Genomic DNA, 16,319 nt, shown 5'->3' on the forward strand with positions numbered 1-16,319 from the left:
TCATGCGCGTGTAGATGAATGCCCGGCGTCTGGTTAATTCAGCATATTACGAATCACATAATGCAATATGCCGTCGTTCTGGTAATAGGTGAGTTCATTGCCGGTATCGATACGGCAGCGCGTGTCCAGCTCTTCCCGGCTGCCGTCCGGGCGCGTAATAGTCACTTTCACCGTACCGCCGGGCTGCAAGTCACGCAGATTTTCAATATCAATCAGCTCTTCGCCACTCAGGTTTAACGTTTTTCGTGTTACGCCCTGCGGAAACTCCAGCGGTAAAATGCCCATACCGATCAGGTTGGAACGGTGAATACGTTCAAAGGATTCACAGATAACCACCCGAACGCCAAGCAGACGCGGCCCTTTCGCTGCCCAGTCGCGGCTGGAGCCAGAGCCATACTCTTTACCTGCAATCACCGCCAGCGGTACGCCCTGCTGCTGATAAACCATCGCAGCGTCATAAATCGACATCTGCTCGCCATTTGGCACTACACGCGTGATGCCGCCTTCCACTCCCGGCACCATTTCGTTGCGAATACGAATATTGGCGAATGTACCGCGCATCATAACCTCATGGTTACCACGCCTTGAGCCATACGAGTTAAAGTCACCGCGCTCCACGCCTCGCTCAAGCAAATAGCGACCCGCGGGGCTTTCCGCCTTGATGCTGCCTGCCGGAGAGATATGGTCGGTTGTCACCGAGTCGCCCAGCATTGCCAGAATGCGCGCGCCTTTGATGTCCTGCACCGGCTTGGGCGTTTTTTCCATATCATCAAAGAAAGGCGACAGGCGGATGTAGGTTGAGCCTTCATCCCAGTCGTAAGTGGCTGCCTCACTGACTTTGATCTGCTGCCATTCCGGCGTGCCATCAAAAACTTCTGAATACTCTTTCAGGAACATATCGCTGGAAACCTGCTGTACCGCCGCGGTGATTTCATCAGGCGTTGGCCAGATATCACGCAAATATACCGGCTTGCCGGTTTTATCCTCTCCCAGCGGCTCGCTCTGCAGGTTGATATTCATATTACCCGCCAGCGCGTAGGCAACAACCAGCGGCGGTGAAGCCAGCCAGTTGGTTTTGATCAGCGGATGAATACGGCCTTCAAAGTTACGATTGCCCGAAAGCACGGCACCGACCGTCAGATCGCCCTCTTTGATTGCGCTTTCAATATTTTCCGGCAGCGGTCCCGAGTTACCAATACAGGTAGCGCAGCCGTAGCCCACCAGATTAAAGCCGAGCTTATCGAGATAAGGGGTCAAACGCGCGGTAGCCAGATAATCGGATACCACTTTGGAACCGGGCGCCAGAGAAGCTTTCACCCAGGGCTTACGCTGCAAACCAAGCGAGACCGCTTTTTTCGCCAGCAGGCCGGCGGCCATCAGCACGCTTGGGTTGGAGGTATTGGTACAGGAGGTAATGGCAGCGATAGCCACTGCGCCGTCGGTTAATTCATGTTCCTGCTCACCGTCACGGTAAGTGACCCCATGATGGGCTTTTTGCGCACGATTCACTTCCAGCTCGTTACTTTGCTGGAAAGCCTGCGGCACGTCGCCCAGGGAAACGCGATCCTGCGGACGCTTTGGACCAGCAAGGCTGGCTTCCACTTCATTCATGTCCAGGGCCAGGGTGCTGGTAAAAATCGGCTCTTCACCCGGCTCGCGCCATAATCCCTGCGCCTTAGCATAGGCTTCTACCAAAGCAGCCTGTTCGCTGCTGCGGCCGGTCAGTTTCATATAGCCGATGGTGACATGATCGATAGGGAAAAAACCACAGGTAGCGCCATACTCGGGTGCCATATTAGCGATGGTGGCGCGATCCGCCAGCGGCAAATCATCCAGCCCGTCGCCATAAAACTCTACAAACTTGCCGACAACACCCTGTTTACGCAGCATTTGCGTTACGGTCAGCACCAGGTCAGTGGCGGTAATGCCTGCACGTAATTTTCCCGTGAGCTTAAATCCCACTACGTCCGGGATTAGCATCGATACCGGTTGACCCAACATCGCCGCTTCCGCCTCAATACCGCCAACGCCCCACCCTAATACGCCAAGGCCGTTGATCATGGTGGTATGGGAATCGGTGCCGACTAAGGTATCGGGATAAGCGACACGCTTGCCATCCTGCTCTTCATGCCACACAGCCTGGCCTAAATATTCCAGGTTAACCTGATGGCAAATGCCGGTGCCGGGCGGCACGACGCGGAATTTATCGAAAGCCTTTTGCCCCCAGCGCAGAAAAACGTAGCGCTCGTGGTTGCGCTCCATTTCCAGCCGGACATTTTCTTCAAAGGCATTATCATCCCCGAAGCGGTCAACGGTCACGGAGTGGTCGATAACCAGATCAACTGGTGAAAGCGGATTTACTTTCGCTACATCGCCACCCAGACGCTTAACCGCTTCGCGCATGGCCGCCAAATCAACCACAGCGGGGACGCCGGTAAAATCCTGCATCAGTACACGTGCAGGGCGATAAGCGATTTCACGATCGGCATGGGCGCTTTTTTGCCAGTCGGCAAGCGCCTGAATATCATCAGCGGTAACAGAACTCTCATCCTGCCAGCGTAGCAGGTTTTCCAGTAACACTTTCAGTGACTTGGGTAAACGGGAGAGATCGCCCAGCTGCTGAGCGGCACGTGGAAGACTATAAAAATGGTAGCGTTGCCCATCTACATCCAGCGTGTCCTGACTTTTATCGCGCAGGGATAACGACATAGCTCCTCCTTTTTATAATGCGCTTAATAACCCGATGCTTAACAAGGTCTGTGTTAAACATAGTACAAACTGTGGTTAACGTTTTTATAACAACACGAATCGACACATTCACAGGAAAAAACAGGAAACAGCAAGGCGGAAAATGGAAACGTACGAGGGAAAAAGAAAAGCAAAACGCCCCGCAGTAAACAGACGGGGCGTTTGGACGGAGAACCAGAGAGAGAAATAACTTATTGCATTAAAAGCCAGGCAGCGGCCATCCAGACTAATAAGGAATAGGCGGAAGCGCTAAACAACGGAAAAAAAGTAATATTCATTAGGCACCCTCTCAGGTCGATTTCCGACCAATAAGTCACTGAACATTGAATCTATTAAAAAACATTAATAGATTCTACCGAATGCTGTAATTGGTTAATTTTATCGGGCGAAGTACAGTGCCCCGATCGGTTTGCCGATCAACAGAAAGGTCGAAATGAATAATTATTTTATTATTTTAGATAAATACGAATAGTTATAGTTTATTTATTGTTGTTATCTAGCATCAATTCAATAAAACTGCGCTGCGCGTCATTAAGATTCCATGATTCCGGAATCGTCGCTTTATCCTGTACTTTGGGTTTACAGCTGGCCGTTTTTAATTTGCGAACCGGCTGCGTTTTAAGCGGCAATGCTTGTTCCCACATAATTAACTCCAGATTTGCCAAACCATTAAGGCAACAACAGTCCAGAACAGGCCACACGCTGCAAATACTGCCAACCAGGCTTTGCGACGGATGCTGCTGCCACTTTTTGCCACCTTAGTGGCATTACCCTGTACGCCAGGTTGTATTGAAATTCTCATAGCCATAGTTTTTGATAATCACTCTCATTAAAACGATTGGTAACTTCAATCAGCTTTTAGGAGAAATCCTAAACATTTTAAGACCAAAAATCCAGCTATTTTTGTTGAGTTAAACGATAAGTACAATTTATCGTTCGCTAAAGATCGTATTAGTGATGCTTAACTTCATTCCCCTTTTTTAATCTTCCTTTAACTCAAATTACAGTAAGAAAATAACTTATAGATCCAGTTAATACTTGAGAAAAATTTTCTGAATCCCTTACTGGCTGCTGTTACGGGTTCGATTTAACTTGAGTATGAGAATTGTCCTGGCAGTGCGCAAAATTCCCCGCATGAAAATGTGTACTGTTTCTCATTTAATTAATAACAATTGAAAAACATGTGATGAATGTTTCATTTACAGAAAAATGATCCTAAAGATTCCAAAATTTGTGCAATTAGCTGGTATTAAAGACAAAAGGCCGCAGCAGCGGCCTTAATTCCACTCAATAAATAAGGTTATTCTATTTAAAAGGCAGACGGATATCTTTAAACATGGCTTCAATATCTTCATTTGAGCGTAGCGCCACCGCTGTATCAACCACGTCTCGCGTTAAATGCGGCGCAAAACGTTGAATGAAATCATACATATAGCTACGCAGGAAGGTACTGCGACGAAACCCGATTTTGGTGGTGCTGTTTGTGAAAATATCTGCGGCTTCAATACGAACCAGATCGGGATCGGCTACCGGGTCAACCGCCATACTGGCGATAACACCCACGCCCAGCCCAAGCCGCACATAGGTTTTAATCACATCTGCATCGGTAGCCGTAAAGACAATACGCGGCGTCAGGCCGGCACGATTGAACGCTGTATCCAGTTCTGAGCGACCGGTAAAGCCAAAGGTGTAGGTTACCAGCGGATATTCCGCCAGTTCCTCAATAGTGACATCGCTTTTTCCTGCCAGCGGATGATCGGGCGTGACTACAATGGCGCGATTCCAGTGGTAGCAAGGCAGCATGATAAGGTCGTCGTAGAGATGCAGTGCTTCAGTGGCAATAGCGAAATCCGCGTTCCCTTTGGATACCGCTTCGGCAATCTGAGTTGGCGACCCCTGATGCATATGCAGCGAAACGCGCGGGTAACGCTCAATAAAGCCTTTGATTACGCCAGGAAGCGCATAACGCGCCTGGGTGTGCGTGGTGGCGACATACAGCGAGCCTTTATCGGGCCAGGTGTGTTCACCGGCCACTGATTTGATGGCATCGACCTTAGAGAGCACTTCACGCGCAATGCGGATAATCTCTTCGCCTGCAGGCGTCACCTGGGTCAGATGTTTACCGCTGCGCGCAAATATCTGAATGCCCAGCTCATCCTCCAGCATACGCACCTGCTTACTGATACCAGGCTGCGAGGTATAAAGCCCTTCCGCAGTCGATGAGACATTCAGATTATGATTAACTACTTCCACGATGTAACGCAGCTGTTGCAATTTCATAGTTGTTTATCCCGGATAAAGTACGCACTAAACCCGCGCGCGACCCGGGAAAACTCTCAGGAAAAGGCGCCTGGCGGGCGAGTTATAGCGACAGGAAATATCAGAATTACTGCTATAACAACTATAACATTTTTATGTTTGATGTATAGCTTTTAGCTATAAGCAAAACAAAAAGAAAAGGCCAGTCAAAGACTGGCCCTGAGGCGGTAGCACAAATTTAACTGTAGCTTCGCATTTCTTTTCTATTAGCGCTGAGTAACAGTAGAAAAAATGCGGCTTATTTTTCTGTCACACGCCATGCGCCATCAACGTAAAAAGCTGACCAGCCGGTGGCTTTGCCCTCTTTTTCGGAGCTGACATACTGCTGTTTGGTTTTACGACTAAAGCGTACCAGCGTTTTGTTGCCTTTATCATCCGTGGCGGGCGCATCGGCAAGATAACGCAGCTTTTCCGGTAACCGATCGCGGAAGCGTTGCAGTTCTTCCACCAGCGGCGCACGGGTTTCACGCGATTTAGGGAAAGTATTGGCTGCCAGGAACACGCCTGCCGCACCGTCACGCAGCACAAAATAGGCGTCCGATTTTTCACAGGGCAGTTCCGGTAGCGGCACCGGATCTTCTTTCGGCGGCGCAACTTCGCCATTACGCAGAATTTTACGGGTGTTCTTACACTCGTCATTGGTGCAGGCCATGTATTTGCCAAAGCGCCCCATTTTCAGGTGCATTTCGGAACCACACTTTTCGCATTCAACAATCGGCCCGTCATAGCCCTTGATACGGAACTCGCCCTGTTCAATCTCATAACCATCACAGCTGGGGTTATTACCACACACGTGCAGCTTGCGATGATTATCAATCAGGTAGCTATCCATCGCGGTGCCGCACTTCTGACAGCGACGACGCGCACGCAGCGCGTTGGTTTCCGCATCATCCCCTTCCAGAATATTCAGAACTTCATTTTCCGGAATCAGATTGATGGTTTGCTTACAGCGCTCTTTCGGCGGTAAGGCATAGCCGGAACAGCCAAGGAAGACGCCGGTGCTGGCGGTGCGAATGCCCATTTCACGACCACAGGTCGGACAGTCGATGGACGTCAACACCATCGGGTTGGGCTGCATGCCGCCCTCTTCCGGATCTTTTTCCGCCTGGTCCAGCTGTTTGCTGAAATCGGCGAAGAAATTATCCAGTACCGCTTTCCATTCAGCCTGATCGTTGGCAACCTGATCAAGGTTATCTTCCATATGCGCGGTAAAATCATAGCTCATCAGATCGCGGAAGTTCTCTTCCAGCCGATCGGTAACAATTTCACCCATTTTTTCCGCATAGAAACGGCGGCTTTCCACGCGTACGTAGCCACGATCCTGAATGGTCGAAATAATCGATGCATAGGTAGAAGGACGACCGATACCGCGTTTTTCCAGCTCCCGCACCAGCGAGGCTTCGCTGAAGCGCGCCGGCGGCTTGGTAAAGTGCTGGCTTGGATTCAGCTGCTGCAGGCTCAGCTCATCGCCAATCTCAATGGCTGGCAGAATACGATCTTCATCGCCTTTGCGCAGCGCAGGCATCACTTTTGTCCAGCCGTCAAAGCGCAGGATGCGCCCTTTGGCTTTCAATTTGAAATCGCCAGCCGCTACCGTCAGCGTGGTGGAATCATACTGCGCCGGCATCATCTGGCAGGCAACAAACTGACGCCAGATAAGCTGATAAAGCTTCTGGGCATCCGCTTCCATATCCTTCAGCTGTTCGGCCTGAATGGTTACGTCAGAGGGGCGTATCGCTTCGTGCGCTTCCTGAGAGTTCTCTTTGCTGGCGTAGGCGTTAGCTGTTTTCGGCAGATACTTATCGCCGAAATTTGATTCGATATAGCCGCGTGCCATCGCGACGGCATCCTGGCTCAGGTTAGTAGAGTCGGTACGCATATAGGTAATATGGCCCGCTTCGTACAAACGCTGCGCCAGCGCCATGGTTCTTTTAACGCCAAAGCCCAGGCGGGTACTGGCCGCCTGCTGCAGCGTAGAGGTAATAAAAGGCGCGCCCGGCTTGCTGCTGGTTGGCCGGTCCTCACGATCTTCTACGCGAAAACGCGCTTTTTCCAGCAGGCTAACCGCCGCCTGCGTCTGTTCTTTATTAACCGGTCGGAATGGTTTCTCACTCTGGTGAGTCACCTGCATCGGCAAGTCGCTGCCCTTCGGCGTGGTGAGATCAGCGCTTAACTCCCAATACTCTTCCGGTACGAAGGCTTTGATTTCACGCTCGCGCTCTACCACCAGCCGTACGGCAACGGACTGAACGCGTCCGGCGGATAACCCACGGGCGATCTTTTTCCACAGCAGCGGGGAAACCATGTAACCCACCACGCGATCCATAAAACGGCGGGCCTGTTGAGCATTCACGCGCTCAATATTGAGCTCGCCTGGCTTATCAAAAGCCTGACGAATTGCATTTTTGGTAATTTCGTTAAACACCACGCGGCTGAAGCGTTTGTCGTCGCCGCCGATCACTTCCCGCAGGTGCCAGGCGATGGCTTCCCCTTCGCGGTCAAGGTCGGTTGCGAGATAGATATGATCGGCTTCCTGCGCCAGCGCTTTCAGCTCAGCAACAACTTTTTCTTTACCGGGCAAAATTTGATAGTCAGCTTTCCAGCCGTGCCACGGATCGACGCCCATACGGTTAACCAGCGCCGTCTTTTCGTCTTTCTTCGCTTTTTTGGCAGGCCGAGCGTCAGCGCTCTTTTTCACCGTCGAGCCACTTGTCGGCAAATCACGTATATGACCCACGCTGGACTTAACCACGTAGTCTTTACCGAGATATTTATTAATCGTTTTGGCCTTTGCCGGGGACTCGACTATTACGAGAGCTTTACCCATATTTACCTTTACCTGATGAATACGTCCGAATGTAATGATGGCGTTTTCCAGCGTTGCCAGTCAGCGTGTCAACCTATATGAGCGAATCAAAAAGAATTCAACCTGGCCTGATTTGAAGCAAGCAACCTAATATACGACAGCTTATGGTACTGATTAGCAGACGATTTTAGCCGGAACCCGACGCTCATTGCTACTTGCGTAAAGTCATTTTTACGCCCGGACACTGAAACGCCCACACTGTACCTGATAAAATCGGATACGCAACTTAATTAGCATCTCGCCTGGTTTTACGCCACTTTTGGCGATTTTTCCCGCCGCCAGAATATCCATACTCTATTTGCGGTTAGCGACGTCAGGCCAGTAATATAGAAGAGAATTATAATCTGTCAAAATGGGGTTAAATAATGAACGCAAAAACGGTCGCGCTATCTCGCGGAGAAATACTCGAAAAAGCCAATGCGCTAATCCGTGAACATGACGATTATTTTGCCGGTATCGAAGCCAGCGAAGTGGAACAAAATGGTCAGCTGCTGATTTTTCGCGGCGACTATTTTTTGGATGAAAACGGGCTGCCTACCGTTAAAAGCACGGCGGTATTTAACATTTTTAAAGCGCTGACGGTGGGGCTTTCAGAGAAATATCATCTGGCCGATTAACGCCCGGACCAGCCGGGCGTGAGGGAGTTACAGCAGCGGCTTGTCGCCACGCTGCCACAGTTTCAGCAACTGACGAGCGGCACTGTCGGCGGCGCTTTGCGTAAAGCGATCCATCAGCTTTTTACGGCGCATATAACGCACGCTGACCACGCTGAAATGCTCCATGCGTTCGATAATAAGATCGTCGCTGGTTCCCAGCCCATCAATCAGCTGTTTTTCCAGCGCCTGGCTGCCATACCAATGTTCACCGGTCGCCACCCGATCGATATCTAATACCGGGCGCATTTGCTGAACAAACTGTTTAAACAGCAGATGCGTTTCATTGAGATCTTCGCGAAACTTATTACGACCCTGCTCGGTATTTTCGCCAAATAAGGTCAGCGTACGCTTATATTCTCCGGCGGTGTGCAGTTCCACATCAATATTGTTGCGCTTCAGCAAACGATTGAAGTTTGGCACCTGTGCCACCACGCCAATCGATCCAATAATGGCAAAAGGCGCGGCGATAATGCGATCGGCCACGCAGGCCATCATATAGCCGCCGCTGGCAGCGACTTTATCCACCGCGACCGTTAAGCGAATATTTTTTTCCCGCAGACGCTGCAGCTGCGAAGCCGCCAGCCCGTAGCCGTGCACCACACCACCCGGACTTTCCAGCCGCAGCAGCACTTCATCCTGCTCACGCGCCACCGCCAGTACTGCAGAAATTTCTTCCCGCAAAGAGGTGACCTCACCGGCATCCATGCTGCCTTTGAAATCCAGAACATACAGCACAGGTTTATGTTCTGCGCCGGGCAGGCCCTGCTTCGCCTGCTGCTTAGCCGTTTTCGCTTCCTGCTTCTGCTTTTTCTTTTCCGCTTTCTGACGCAGCTTTTGCTCCTGCGGCGGCAGTAACGCCAGCAGCATCGCTTTTTTCATTTCACGGTAGCGCTCGTTAAGCTGGGTGACCTGCAGCTGCCCGCTTTGCCCGCGCTTACGTTGCGTAGCGTTAACCAGTATCAGGGCTATCGCTGCCACAGCAACCACAACGGTAACGATTTTTGCTAAAAATAGTGCATAGGAGAACAGTAAATCCATTCGATCCGCCTTTGTTGATGTCCTTTTGAAACCAGAGCGTAGTGTAGCCGAGTCGGTCTGCTTCGTCGCCTGTAAAGCGGCTCGCCGCGGGGATATGGGCGCAGCGACATTGAACTGGCGATATTTTTCAGGCATAACTCCTGCTTAGATCTTCTCAGCCCCGCGCTGAACCCTTACTCGCCGAGGAAGACGTTTTGCATTATCAACCGAAAAGCGATCTGCTTGATCAACGAATTATCCTTGTTACCGGCGCCAGCGATGGTATTGGACGTGAAGCGGCGCTCACCTACGCGCGCTATGGCGCGCAGGTTATCCTGCTGGGGCGCAATGCAGAAAAATTGCAGCGCGTCTGTGATGAAATCAGCGCACTGGGCAAAGCGACGCCGCTGATGCGTGTTCTCGATCTGGCTACGGTGACGCCGGAGAGCTGCCATCAGTTCGCCAGTGAACTGGCGCAGCAGGTCCCGCGCCTGGATGGCGTGCTTCATAATGCCGGTCTGCTGGGCGAAATCGTGCCGCTTGCCGATCTTGCGCCAGAGATATGGCAACAGGTGATGCGCGTCAATGTCGATGCCACCTTTTTCCTGACCCAGGCGCTGCTGCCGCTGTTGCTGAACGCAGAGTCGGGGTCGCTGGTTTTCACCAGTTCCAGCGTTGGCCGTGTGGGTCGCTCTGGCTGGGGCGCTTACGCTGTATCAAAGTTTGCTACCGAAGGCATGATGCAGGTGCTGGCGGAAGAGTATAAGAATCGTAATCTGCGGGTTAACTGCATTAATCCTGGCGGTACCCGCACCAAAATGCGCGCCAGCGCCTTCCCGGAAGAAGATGCGGACAAGCTGAAAACACCAGCGGAAATCATGCCTATCTATCTTTATCTGATGGGCGACGACAGCCGCCGCAAAACCGGCATCAGCTTTGATGCACAGCCGGGACGCAAGCCAGGACCAGCAGAATAATGGCCGCGCAGGATCGTCACCAGCAGCGGCAGCAGCGCCTGAAAGAACAGGTTGACGCCCGCATCGCCGCCGCCAGCGAAACCCGTGGCATTCTGATGGTGTTTACCGGCAACGGCAAAGGGAAAACCACCGCCGCATTCGGTACCGCAACGCGGGCGGCAGGACATCAGAAAAAAGTTGGCGTGATTCAGTTTATCAAAGGCGAGTGGCCCAACGGCGAGCGTAACCTGCTGGAAGCACACGGCGTTGAGTTCCAGGTTATGGCAACCGGGTTTACCTGGGAAACGCAGGATCGCGCGGCGGATACCGAGGCCTGCCTTGCCGTCTGGCAGCATGCGCGGCGTATGCTGCAGGACCCCATGCTCGATTTGGTCATTCTGGATGAAATAACCTATATGCTCAGCTTCGATTACCTTCCGCTGGCAGAGGTTATCGCTGCGCTCCAGCAGCGCCCCGCTCATCAAAGCGTGATTATTACCGGGCGCGGCTGCCACCGCGATATTCTGGCGCTGGCGGATACGGTCAGCGAAATGCGGCCGGTTAAACATGCCTTTGACGCCGGTATCCAGGCGCAACAGGGCATCGACTGGTAGAAAAAGAAAAGGCATCCCGAAGGATGCCTTTTCATACGCTTTCCGCGTTAACGCTTAACCGCGTTTAGGGCTTTCGCCGCGCTTTGCCGGACGACGATTGCCGCTTACCTGCGTATGGCGCTTCACTGCGCGACGGATCTGGTTCGCCTTGGTACGACGACGATCTTTTTCTACCGGCACCTTGCTGATGGTTTCCGGCGGCAATTCTACCAGCTCACGCAGATAGTTAACCGGCTGCAGATCCAGCTCGGTCCAGCCGCCACGCGGTAATCCCTTGGGTAACATGATATCGCCGTAACGTACGCGAATCAGACGGCTTACCTGAACGCCAACGGCTTCCCACAGACGACGAACCTCACGGTTGCGCCCTTCGGTCAGGGTAACGTTGTACCACTGGTTGATCCCTTCACCGCCGGTGAACTTAATGGTGCGGAACGAGGCTGGACCATCTTCCAGCTGTACGCCCAGGCTCAGCTGACGAATTTTCGCATCATCAACCTGCCCGAATACGCGTACCGCATATTCACGCTCTACTTCACGGCTGGGGTGCATCAAACGGTTAGCCAGTTCGCCATCGGTGGTAAACAGCAACAGACCGCAGGTGTTGACATCCAGACGCCCTACAGCAATCCAGCGCGCACCGCGCAGGCGTGGCAGACGATCGAACACCGTCGGACGCCCTTCGGGATCGTTGCGGGTACAGAGCTCGCCTTCCGGCTTGTAGTAAGCCAGTACGCGGCAAACCTGCTGGTTGGATTCACTAACGGAGACGACATGACCATCAATACGAATTTTTACCGTGGCGTTGGGTTCAATACGATCGCCTAACGTCGCCAGTTTGCCGTCTACGCTAATGCGCCCGGCAGAAATCATGGTTTCTATTTCACGACGAGAGCCATGCCCGGCCCGCGCCAATACTTTTTGTAACTTTTCGCTCATTGAGCTGCCTCACTGTCGCCTTCACAGGCGTCGTTTATTGCTTCTGTCACGGCGTGGCGAGCCATAACCTGAAAGGAGGGATTGCGCTGAGTCCGCCTTTTTATGGCGACCCGGTGCAATGTGGCCGCACAGTATACATGAAGTTTACCGACTTGCCTGTGTTTCCTGCACGCGCGCTTTCAGAGCGGATTGATAGTGCTGCTGATGGCTTTCCATCCGCCGCCCTTTTCTCCAGCTGCATTGACCGGCGCTTAACGCCGGTCAGGGTTTAGCGGAAAGGACGGATGTCGCCGACGCCTTCCCGAATGACTTCTGGCGTATCGCTGGTTAAGTCAACCACCGTGGTCGGCTGCTGTCCCAGCGTGCCGCCGTCAATAATCAGGTCCACCAGCTTGCCGATACGATCTTCAATCTCTTCCGGGTCGGACTCGGTAAAGTCATTGCCGGGCAGCATCAATGAGGTTGACATCATGGGCTCATTGAGCGCCTCCAGCAGCGCCAGCGCCACCGGATTAGAGGGCACGCGCAGGCCAATGGTTTTACGCTTGTCATTCATCAAACGACGCGGTACCTCTTTGGTCCCTTTCAGAATAAAGGTGTAGTTACCCGGCGTGTTGTTTTTAATCAGCCGAAACGCGCTGTTATCCACATGCGCATAGGTTGACAGCTCAGAAAGATCGCGGCAAACCAGAGTAAAATTATGATTGCCATCCAGCTGACGAATACGGCAGATACGCTCCATGGCGTTTTTATCTTCCAGCCGACAGCCCAGCGCATAGCCTGAATCGGTAGGATAAACGATCACGCCGCCTTTATTCAGCGCATCAACGGCTTGGCCAATCAGGCGCGGCTGTGGATTGTCGGGATGAATATGAAACATCTGACTCATAGCTAACCTCTTATCACCTTTCCGTGGAGGGCATTAATGTGGGAAAGCGGGACCATACGGCTTCCACGCCGCCCGGCAGCCACAGCTTTTTACCCAGCTCTATCCACGGACAGGGTTGATGAAAATCAGAGCCCTGCGACGCCGCCAGCTGATATTCCTGTGCATAGCGTCCCAGTTGGCTGCGTTCGTTTGGCGGTTGCTGGCACTGCGCAACTTCCATAGCGTCGCCCCCAATTTCGGCGAAATGGGCGATCAGGCGTTTCAGCCATTTGGCTGATAAACCATAACGCCCCGGGTGCGCCAATACCGCATAACCACCGGAATGATGAATAGCATCAACGGCTTGTTTAATTGTACACCATTGTGGCGGCACGTAGCCGGTTTTGCCGCGCGCCAGATAATGTTTGAATACCTGGGCCATATTGTCGGCTTTACCCTGGGCGATTAGCCAGCGGGCAAAATGGCCGCGCGTGATCGCCCCGCCTGCGGCTAACGCCAGCGCGCCTTCAAGCGCGCCTGGGATCTGCGCCTTTTCCAGCCGCTCGGCCATAAGCCTGGCGCGCGCCATGCGACATTCATTCTGCCCGGCCAAAAATTCGGTGATGACCGGGTGCGCGGGATCGATGCCTAATCCCACAATATGAATTTCATGATTTTCCCACAGCGTGGAAGCCTCTACGCCATCAATCAAGTGCAGCGGCAGCGCCTGCTGTGTAATCGCTTCTCTGGCGGCGGCTAAGCCGGCCACGCTATCGTGATCGGTAATCGCCAGTACGCCAACGCGCATTTCAACGGCGCGCAGCACCAGTTCCTGAGGGGATAACAGACCATCCGATGCGCGGGTATGGCTGTGTAGATCGTAAATGGGAAAGGCGCTTATTGGCGTGGTTGCGGTCAAAATAACTCCTGAAAAACATAAAACGTCGACGCATCATAACGGATTAACCGCTATATAAAAAAGTATTGACAATCAACCCCTGAACCCGTTAACTAGTACACAAGTTCACGCGGGGGTATCCATGATGATGTTTAAGCATAAATTGATGATGGGATGGTGGCGCACTTCTGCTGAAGGGCGACGATGTCACGCATCTGTATTGATCACATGCTGATACCTGAGCCCGCCGATGCGGGCTTTTTTTTGAGCGATTTTAGAGAACCGATTATGTTGAATGCAAAACCTGGATTGAAAGTGATTACCGGCTCGGCCCCCTATCGTGAAGATCCCGCTGCGGTTTTCCATCAGCTGTGCGGCGCCCGCCCGGCTACGCTGCTGCTGGAATCGGCGGATATTGACAGTAAACGTAACCTGAAAAGCCTGCTGATTGTTGACAGCGCGCTGCGCATTACCGCCCTCGGCAACCGTGTTACCGTGCAGGCGCTCTCGGAAAATGGCCGTCAATTGCTGCCGCTGCTGGATGCTGCGTTGCCCGCTGAGGTGAGTAATCAGCACCGTCCCGATGGTCGCGAGCTGCTATTTCCTGAAACAGGCGGCACCCAGGACGAGGACTCACGGCTGAAATCCCTGTCGGTTTTTGATGCGCTGCGCCTGATTGTTCAGCTGGTGGACGCGCCGCAGGATGAGCGCGAGTCGATGCTGCTCGGCGGACTGTTCGCCTACGATTTAGTGGCCGGCTTCGAGCCGCTGCCCGCCTTACGAAATGAGCAGCGCTGCCCGGATTATTGCTTCTATCTGGCCGAGACGCTGCTGGTGCTGGATCATCAGCATCAGAGCGCACGCCTGCAGGCCAGCCTGTTTGCTCCCTCTACCGATGAATTCCAGCGCCTGCAGCGCCGCATTCATCAACTGCATGAACAGATGTTACAGCCTCCCCAGCCGCTGCCGGTACAGCGCGTTGAGCAGATGACGCTGAGCTGTAGCCAGAGCGATGAAGAGTATTGCGAGGTGGTACGCAATATGCAGCAGGCGATCCGTGTGGGCGAAATTTTTCAGGTGGTGCCGTCACGCCGTTTCTCTCTGCCCTGCCCGTCGCCGCTGGCGGCTTACGAAACGCTGAAAAACAATAATCCCAGCCCCTATATGTTTTTTATGCAGGATCGCGACTTCACGCTGTTCGGCGCTTCTCCGGAAAGCTCGCTGAAATATGACGCCGCCTCGCGCCAGATTGAAATCTATCCAATTGCCGGTTCGCGTCCGCGTGGTCGCCATGCCGATGGCTCGCTGGATCGCGATTTAGACAGCCGCATTGAGCTGGAGATGCGGACCGACCATAAAGAGCTGGCAGAACATCTGATGCTGGTTGATTTAGCGCGTAACGACCTGGCGCGCATCTGCGAGCCCGGCAGCCGCTACGTTGCCGATCTCACCAAGGTGGATCGCTATACCTTTATTATGCATTTGGTTTCACGCGTAGTGGGCACGCTGCGCCAGGATCTGGATGTGCTGCATGCCTATCGTGCCTGTATGAATATGGGCACCCTGAGCGGCGCGCCGAAAGTACGCGCCATGCAATTGATTGCCGGTGCGGAAGGCACGCGGCGCGGCGTATACGGTGGCGCGGTCGGCTATTTCACCGCCAGCGGCGACCTGGATACCTGCATTGTGATCCGTTCGGCTTATGTTGAAGATGGCATCGCTACCGTTCAGGCGGGGGCTGGCGTGGTGCTGGATTCACAGCCGCAGGCCGAAGCGGATGAAAGCCGCAACAAAGCGCGCGCCGTTTTGCGCGCCATCGCCACCGCTCATCATTGCCAGGAGACGTTCTAATGGCTGATATTCTGCTGCTCGATAATATCGACTCTTTCACCTACAACCTGGTCGATCAGCTCCGTACCTTTGGTCATCGCGTGGTGATTTACCGCAACACTGTGCCGGCCGATACCCTGATTGCGCGCCTGCAACAGATGGAAAACCCGGTGCTGATGCTATCGCCTGGCCCTGGCGCACCGGCTGAGGCGGGATGTATGCCTGAGCTGTTACAGCGTCTGCGCGGTCGCCTGCCGATTATCGGTATCTGCCTGGGTCATCAGGCGATTATTGAAGCTTACGGCGGTCACGTTGGTCAGGCCGGTGAAATTCTGCACGGTAAAGCCTCCGCTGTTACCCATGATAACCAGGCGATGTTTGCCGGGCTGAGTAATCCGCTGCCGGTCGCGCGTTATCACTCGCTGGTAGGCAGCAATACGCCTGACGAACTGACTATCAACGCCACATTTAACGAGATGGTGATGGCCGTGCGCCACGATGCTGACCGGGTATGCGGCTTTCAGTTTCATCCGGAATCAATTCTGACCACGCAGGGCGCGCGCCTGCTGGAACAAACTCTGGCCTGGGCGCTGGCATAAGCTAAGGAG

The 16,319-nt window shown here is 53.2% G+C and carries 14 protein-coding genes and 1 other annotated feature; of the genes, 5 read left to right on the forward strand and 9 right to left on the reverse strand.

From position 1 onward, the window contains the following. Nucleotides 1–33: 33 nt before the first annotated feature. From acnA to topA, 5 genes are all read right to left on the reverse strand, one after another. Nucleotides 34–2,709 (reverse strand): aconitate hydratase AcnA, encoded by a 2,676-nt coding sequence (gene acnA / locus ACQE3Y_RS11940; protein WP_426972440.1) that lies wholly within the window; start codon nt 2,707–2,709, stop codon nt 34–36. 518 nt (nt 2,710–3,227) lie between these two features. Continuing rightward, nucleotides 3,228–3,392, reverse strand: coding sequence for a hypothetical protein (locus ACQE3Y_RS11945; protein ID WP_250650048.1), 165 nt, complete (start codon nt 3,390–3,392; stop codon nt 3,228–3,230). 2 nt (nt 3,393–3,394) lie between these two features. Then, on the reverse strand, nt 3,395–3,556 hold the full coding sequence (locus ACQE3Y_RS11950; RefSeq protein WP_085071606.1) for a YmiA family putative membrane protein: 162 nt from the start codon (nt 3,554–3,556) through the stop codon (nt 3,395–3,397). Between the two features lie 497 nt (nt 3,557–4,053). Continuing rightward, complete coding sequence (gene cysB, locus ACQE3Y_RS11955) at nt 4,054–5,028, reverse strand: HTH-type transcriptional regulator CysB (RefSeq protein WP_085071605.1); 975 nt, start codon at nt 5,026–5,028, stop codon at nt 4,054–4,056. Nucleotides 5,029–5,305: 277 nt separating this feature from the next. Continuing rightward, nucleotides 5,306–7,894, reverse strand: a complete 2,589-nt coding sequence (gene topA, locus ACQE3Y_RS11960) for a type I DNA topoisomerase (protein WP_426981753.1) — start codon at nt 7,892–7,894, stop codon at nt 5,306–5,308. A 404-nt stretch (nt 7,895–8,298) separates the two neighbouring features. Here topA and ACQE3Y_RS11965 point away from each other — a divergent pair, with 404 nt between their 5' ends. Next, nucleotides 8,299–8,550 (forward strand): DUF2498 family protein, encoded by a 252-nt coding sequence (locus ACQE3Y_RS11965; protein ID WP_426981754.1) that lies wholly within the window; start codon nt 8,299–8,301, stop codon nt 8,548–8,550. Between the two features lie 27 nt (nt 8,551–8,577). On the opposite strand, the gene sohB is transcribed toward ACQE3Y_RS11965, so the two are convergent. Continuing rightward, nucleotides 8,578–9,627, reverse strand: a complete 1,050-nt coding sequence (gene sohB, locus ACQE3Y_RS11970; protein WP_426972437.1) for a protease SohB — start codon at nt 9,625–9,627, stop codon at nt 8,578–8,580. A 194-nt stretch (nt 9,628–9,821) separates the two neighbouring features. On the opposite strand from sohB, the gene ACQE3Y_RS11975 reads away from it, so the two are divergent. Together ACQE3Y_RS11975 and cobO are read left to right on the forward strand one after the other, a co-directional pair. After that, the gene (locus tag ACQE3Y_RS11975) at nt 9,822–10,583 is read left to right on the forward strand and encodes a YciK family oxidoreductase (protein WP_426972436.1); all 762 of its coding nucleotides are present in this window, start codon (nt 9,822–9,824) and stop codon (nt 10,581–10,583) included. Beyond that, on the forward strand, nt 10,583–11,176 hold the full coding sequence (gene cobO / locus ACQE3Y_RS11980; RefSeq protein WP_250650053.1) for a cob(I)yrinic acid a,c-diamide adenosyltransferase: 594 nt from the start codon (nt 10,583–10,585) through the stop codon (nt 11,174–11,176). Before ACQE3Y_RS11975 ends, cobO begins: the two co-directional genes overlap by 1 nt. 54 nt (nt 11,177–11,230) lie before the next feature. Here the strand turns inward: cobO and rluB are convergent, their stop codons facing one another. The 3 genes from rluB to rnm all read right to left on the reverse strand — a co-directional run bounded on the left by rluB (nt 11,231) and on the right by rnm (nt 13,902). Then, nucleotides 11,231–12,115 (reverse strand): 23S rRNA pseudouridine(2605) synthase RluB, encoded by an 885-nt coding sequence (gene rluB / locus ACQE3Y_RS11985; protein ID WP_426972435.1) that lies wholly within the window; start codon nt 12,113–12,115, stop codon nt 11,231–11,233. Between the two features lie 268 nt (nt 12,116–12,383). Next, a complete protein-coding gene (locus ACQE3Y_RS11990) occupies nt 12,384–13,004 on the reverse strand; it encodes an L-threonylcarbamoyladenylate synthase (RefSeq protein WP_250650054.1) in 621 nt (206 codons plus the stop codon). A gap of 13 nt (nt 13,005–13,017) precedes the next feature. Then, entirely contained in the window at nt 13,018–13,902 is an 885-nt protein-coding gene (gene rnm / locus ACQE3Y_RS11995; RefSeq protein ID WP_250650055.1) for an RNase RNM, read from the reverse strand. Nucleotides 13,903–14,050: 148 nt separating this feature from the next. Continuing rightward, nucleotides 14,051–14,147 (forward strand) — a sequence feature (Trp leader region). A gap of 22 nt (nt 14,148–14,169) precedes the next feature. Here rnm and ACQE3Y_RS12000 point away from each other — a divergent pair. Together ACQE3Y_RS12000 and ACQE3Y_RS12005 are read left to right on the forward strand one after the other, a co-directional pair. Next, nucleotides 14,170–15,732: an anthranilate synthase component 1 gene (locus ACQE3Y_RS12000; protein ID WP_426972434.1), complete on the forward strand. Its 1,563-nt coding sequence runs from the start codon at nt 14,170–14,172 to the stop codon at nt 15,730–15,732. Further along, the gene (locus ACQE3Y_RS12005; RefSeq protein ID WP_250650057.1) at nt 15,732–16,310 is read left to right on the forward strand and encodes a glutamine amidotransferase-related protein; all 579 of its coding nucleotides are present in this window, start codon (nt 15,732–15,734) and stop codon (nt 16,308–16,310) included. Before ACQE3Y_RS12000 ends, ACQE3Y_RS12005 begins: the two co-directional genes overlap by 1 nt. Nucleotides 16,311–16,319 lie beyond the last annotated feature (9 nt).

Source organism: Pantoea sp. FN0305, assembly GCF_050113845.1.
Lineage (GTDB): Bacteria > Pseudomonadota > Gammaproteobacteria > Enterobacterales > Enterobacteriaceae > Mixta > Mixta alhagi.

Bases quoted from the DNA above. Each gene is read 5' to 3' on its own strand.
- acnA (WP_426972440.1), bottom strand. From the start codon at position 2,709: ATGTCGTTATCCCTGCGCGATAAAAGTCAGGACACGCTGGATGTAGAT.
- ACQE3Y_RS11945 (WP_250650048.1), bottom strand. From the start codon at position 3,392: ATGTGGGAACAAGCATTGCCGCTTAAAACGCAGCCGGTTCGCAAATTA.
- ACQE3Y_RS11950 (WP_085071606.1), bottom strand. From the start codon at position 3,556: ATGGCTATGAGAATTTCAATACAACCTGGCGTACAGGGTAATGCCACT.
- cysB (WP_085071605.1), bottom strand. From the start codon at position 5,028: ATGAAATTGCAACAGCTGCGTTACATCGTGGAAGTAGTTAATCATAAT.
- topA (WP_426981753.1), bottom strand. From the start codon at position 7,894: ATGGGTAAAGCTCTCGTAATAGTCGAGTCCCCGGCAAAGGCCAAAACG.
- ACQE3Y_RS11965 (WP_426981754.1), top strand. From the start codon at position 8,299: ATGAACGCAAAAACGGTCGCGCTATCTCGCGGAGAAATACTCGAAAAA.
- sohB (WP_426972437.1), bottom strand. From the start codon at position 9,627: ATGGATTTACTGTTCTCCTATGCACTATTTTTAGCAAAAATCGTTACC.
- cobO (WP_250650053.1), top strand. From the start codon at position 10,583: ATGGCCGCGCAGGATCGTCACCAGCAGCGGCAGCAGCGCCTGAAAGAA.
- rluB (WP_426972435.1), bottom strand. From the start codon at position 12,115: ATGAGCGAAAAGTTACAAAAAGTATTGGCGCGGGCCGGGCATGGCTCT.
- ACQE3Y_RS11990 (WP_250650054.1), bottom strand. From the start codon at position 13,004: ATGAGTCAGATGTTTCATATTCATCCCGACAATCCACAGCCGCGCCTG.
- ACQE3Y_RS12000 (WP_426972434.1), top strand. From the start codon at position 14,170: ATGTTGAATGCAAAACCTGGATTGAAAGTGATTACCGGCTCGGCCCCC.
- ACQE3Y_RS12005 (WP_250650057.1), top strand. From the start codon at position 15,732: ATGGCTGATATTCTGCTGCTCGATAATATCGACTCTTTCACCTACAAC.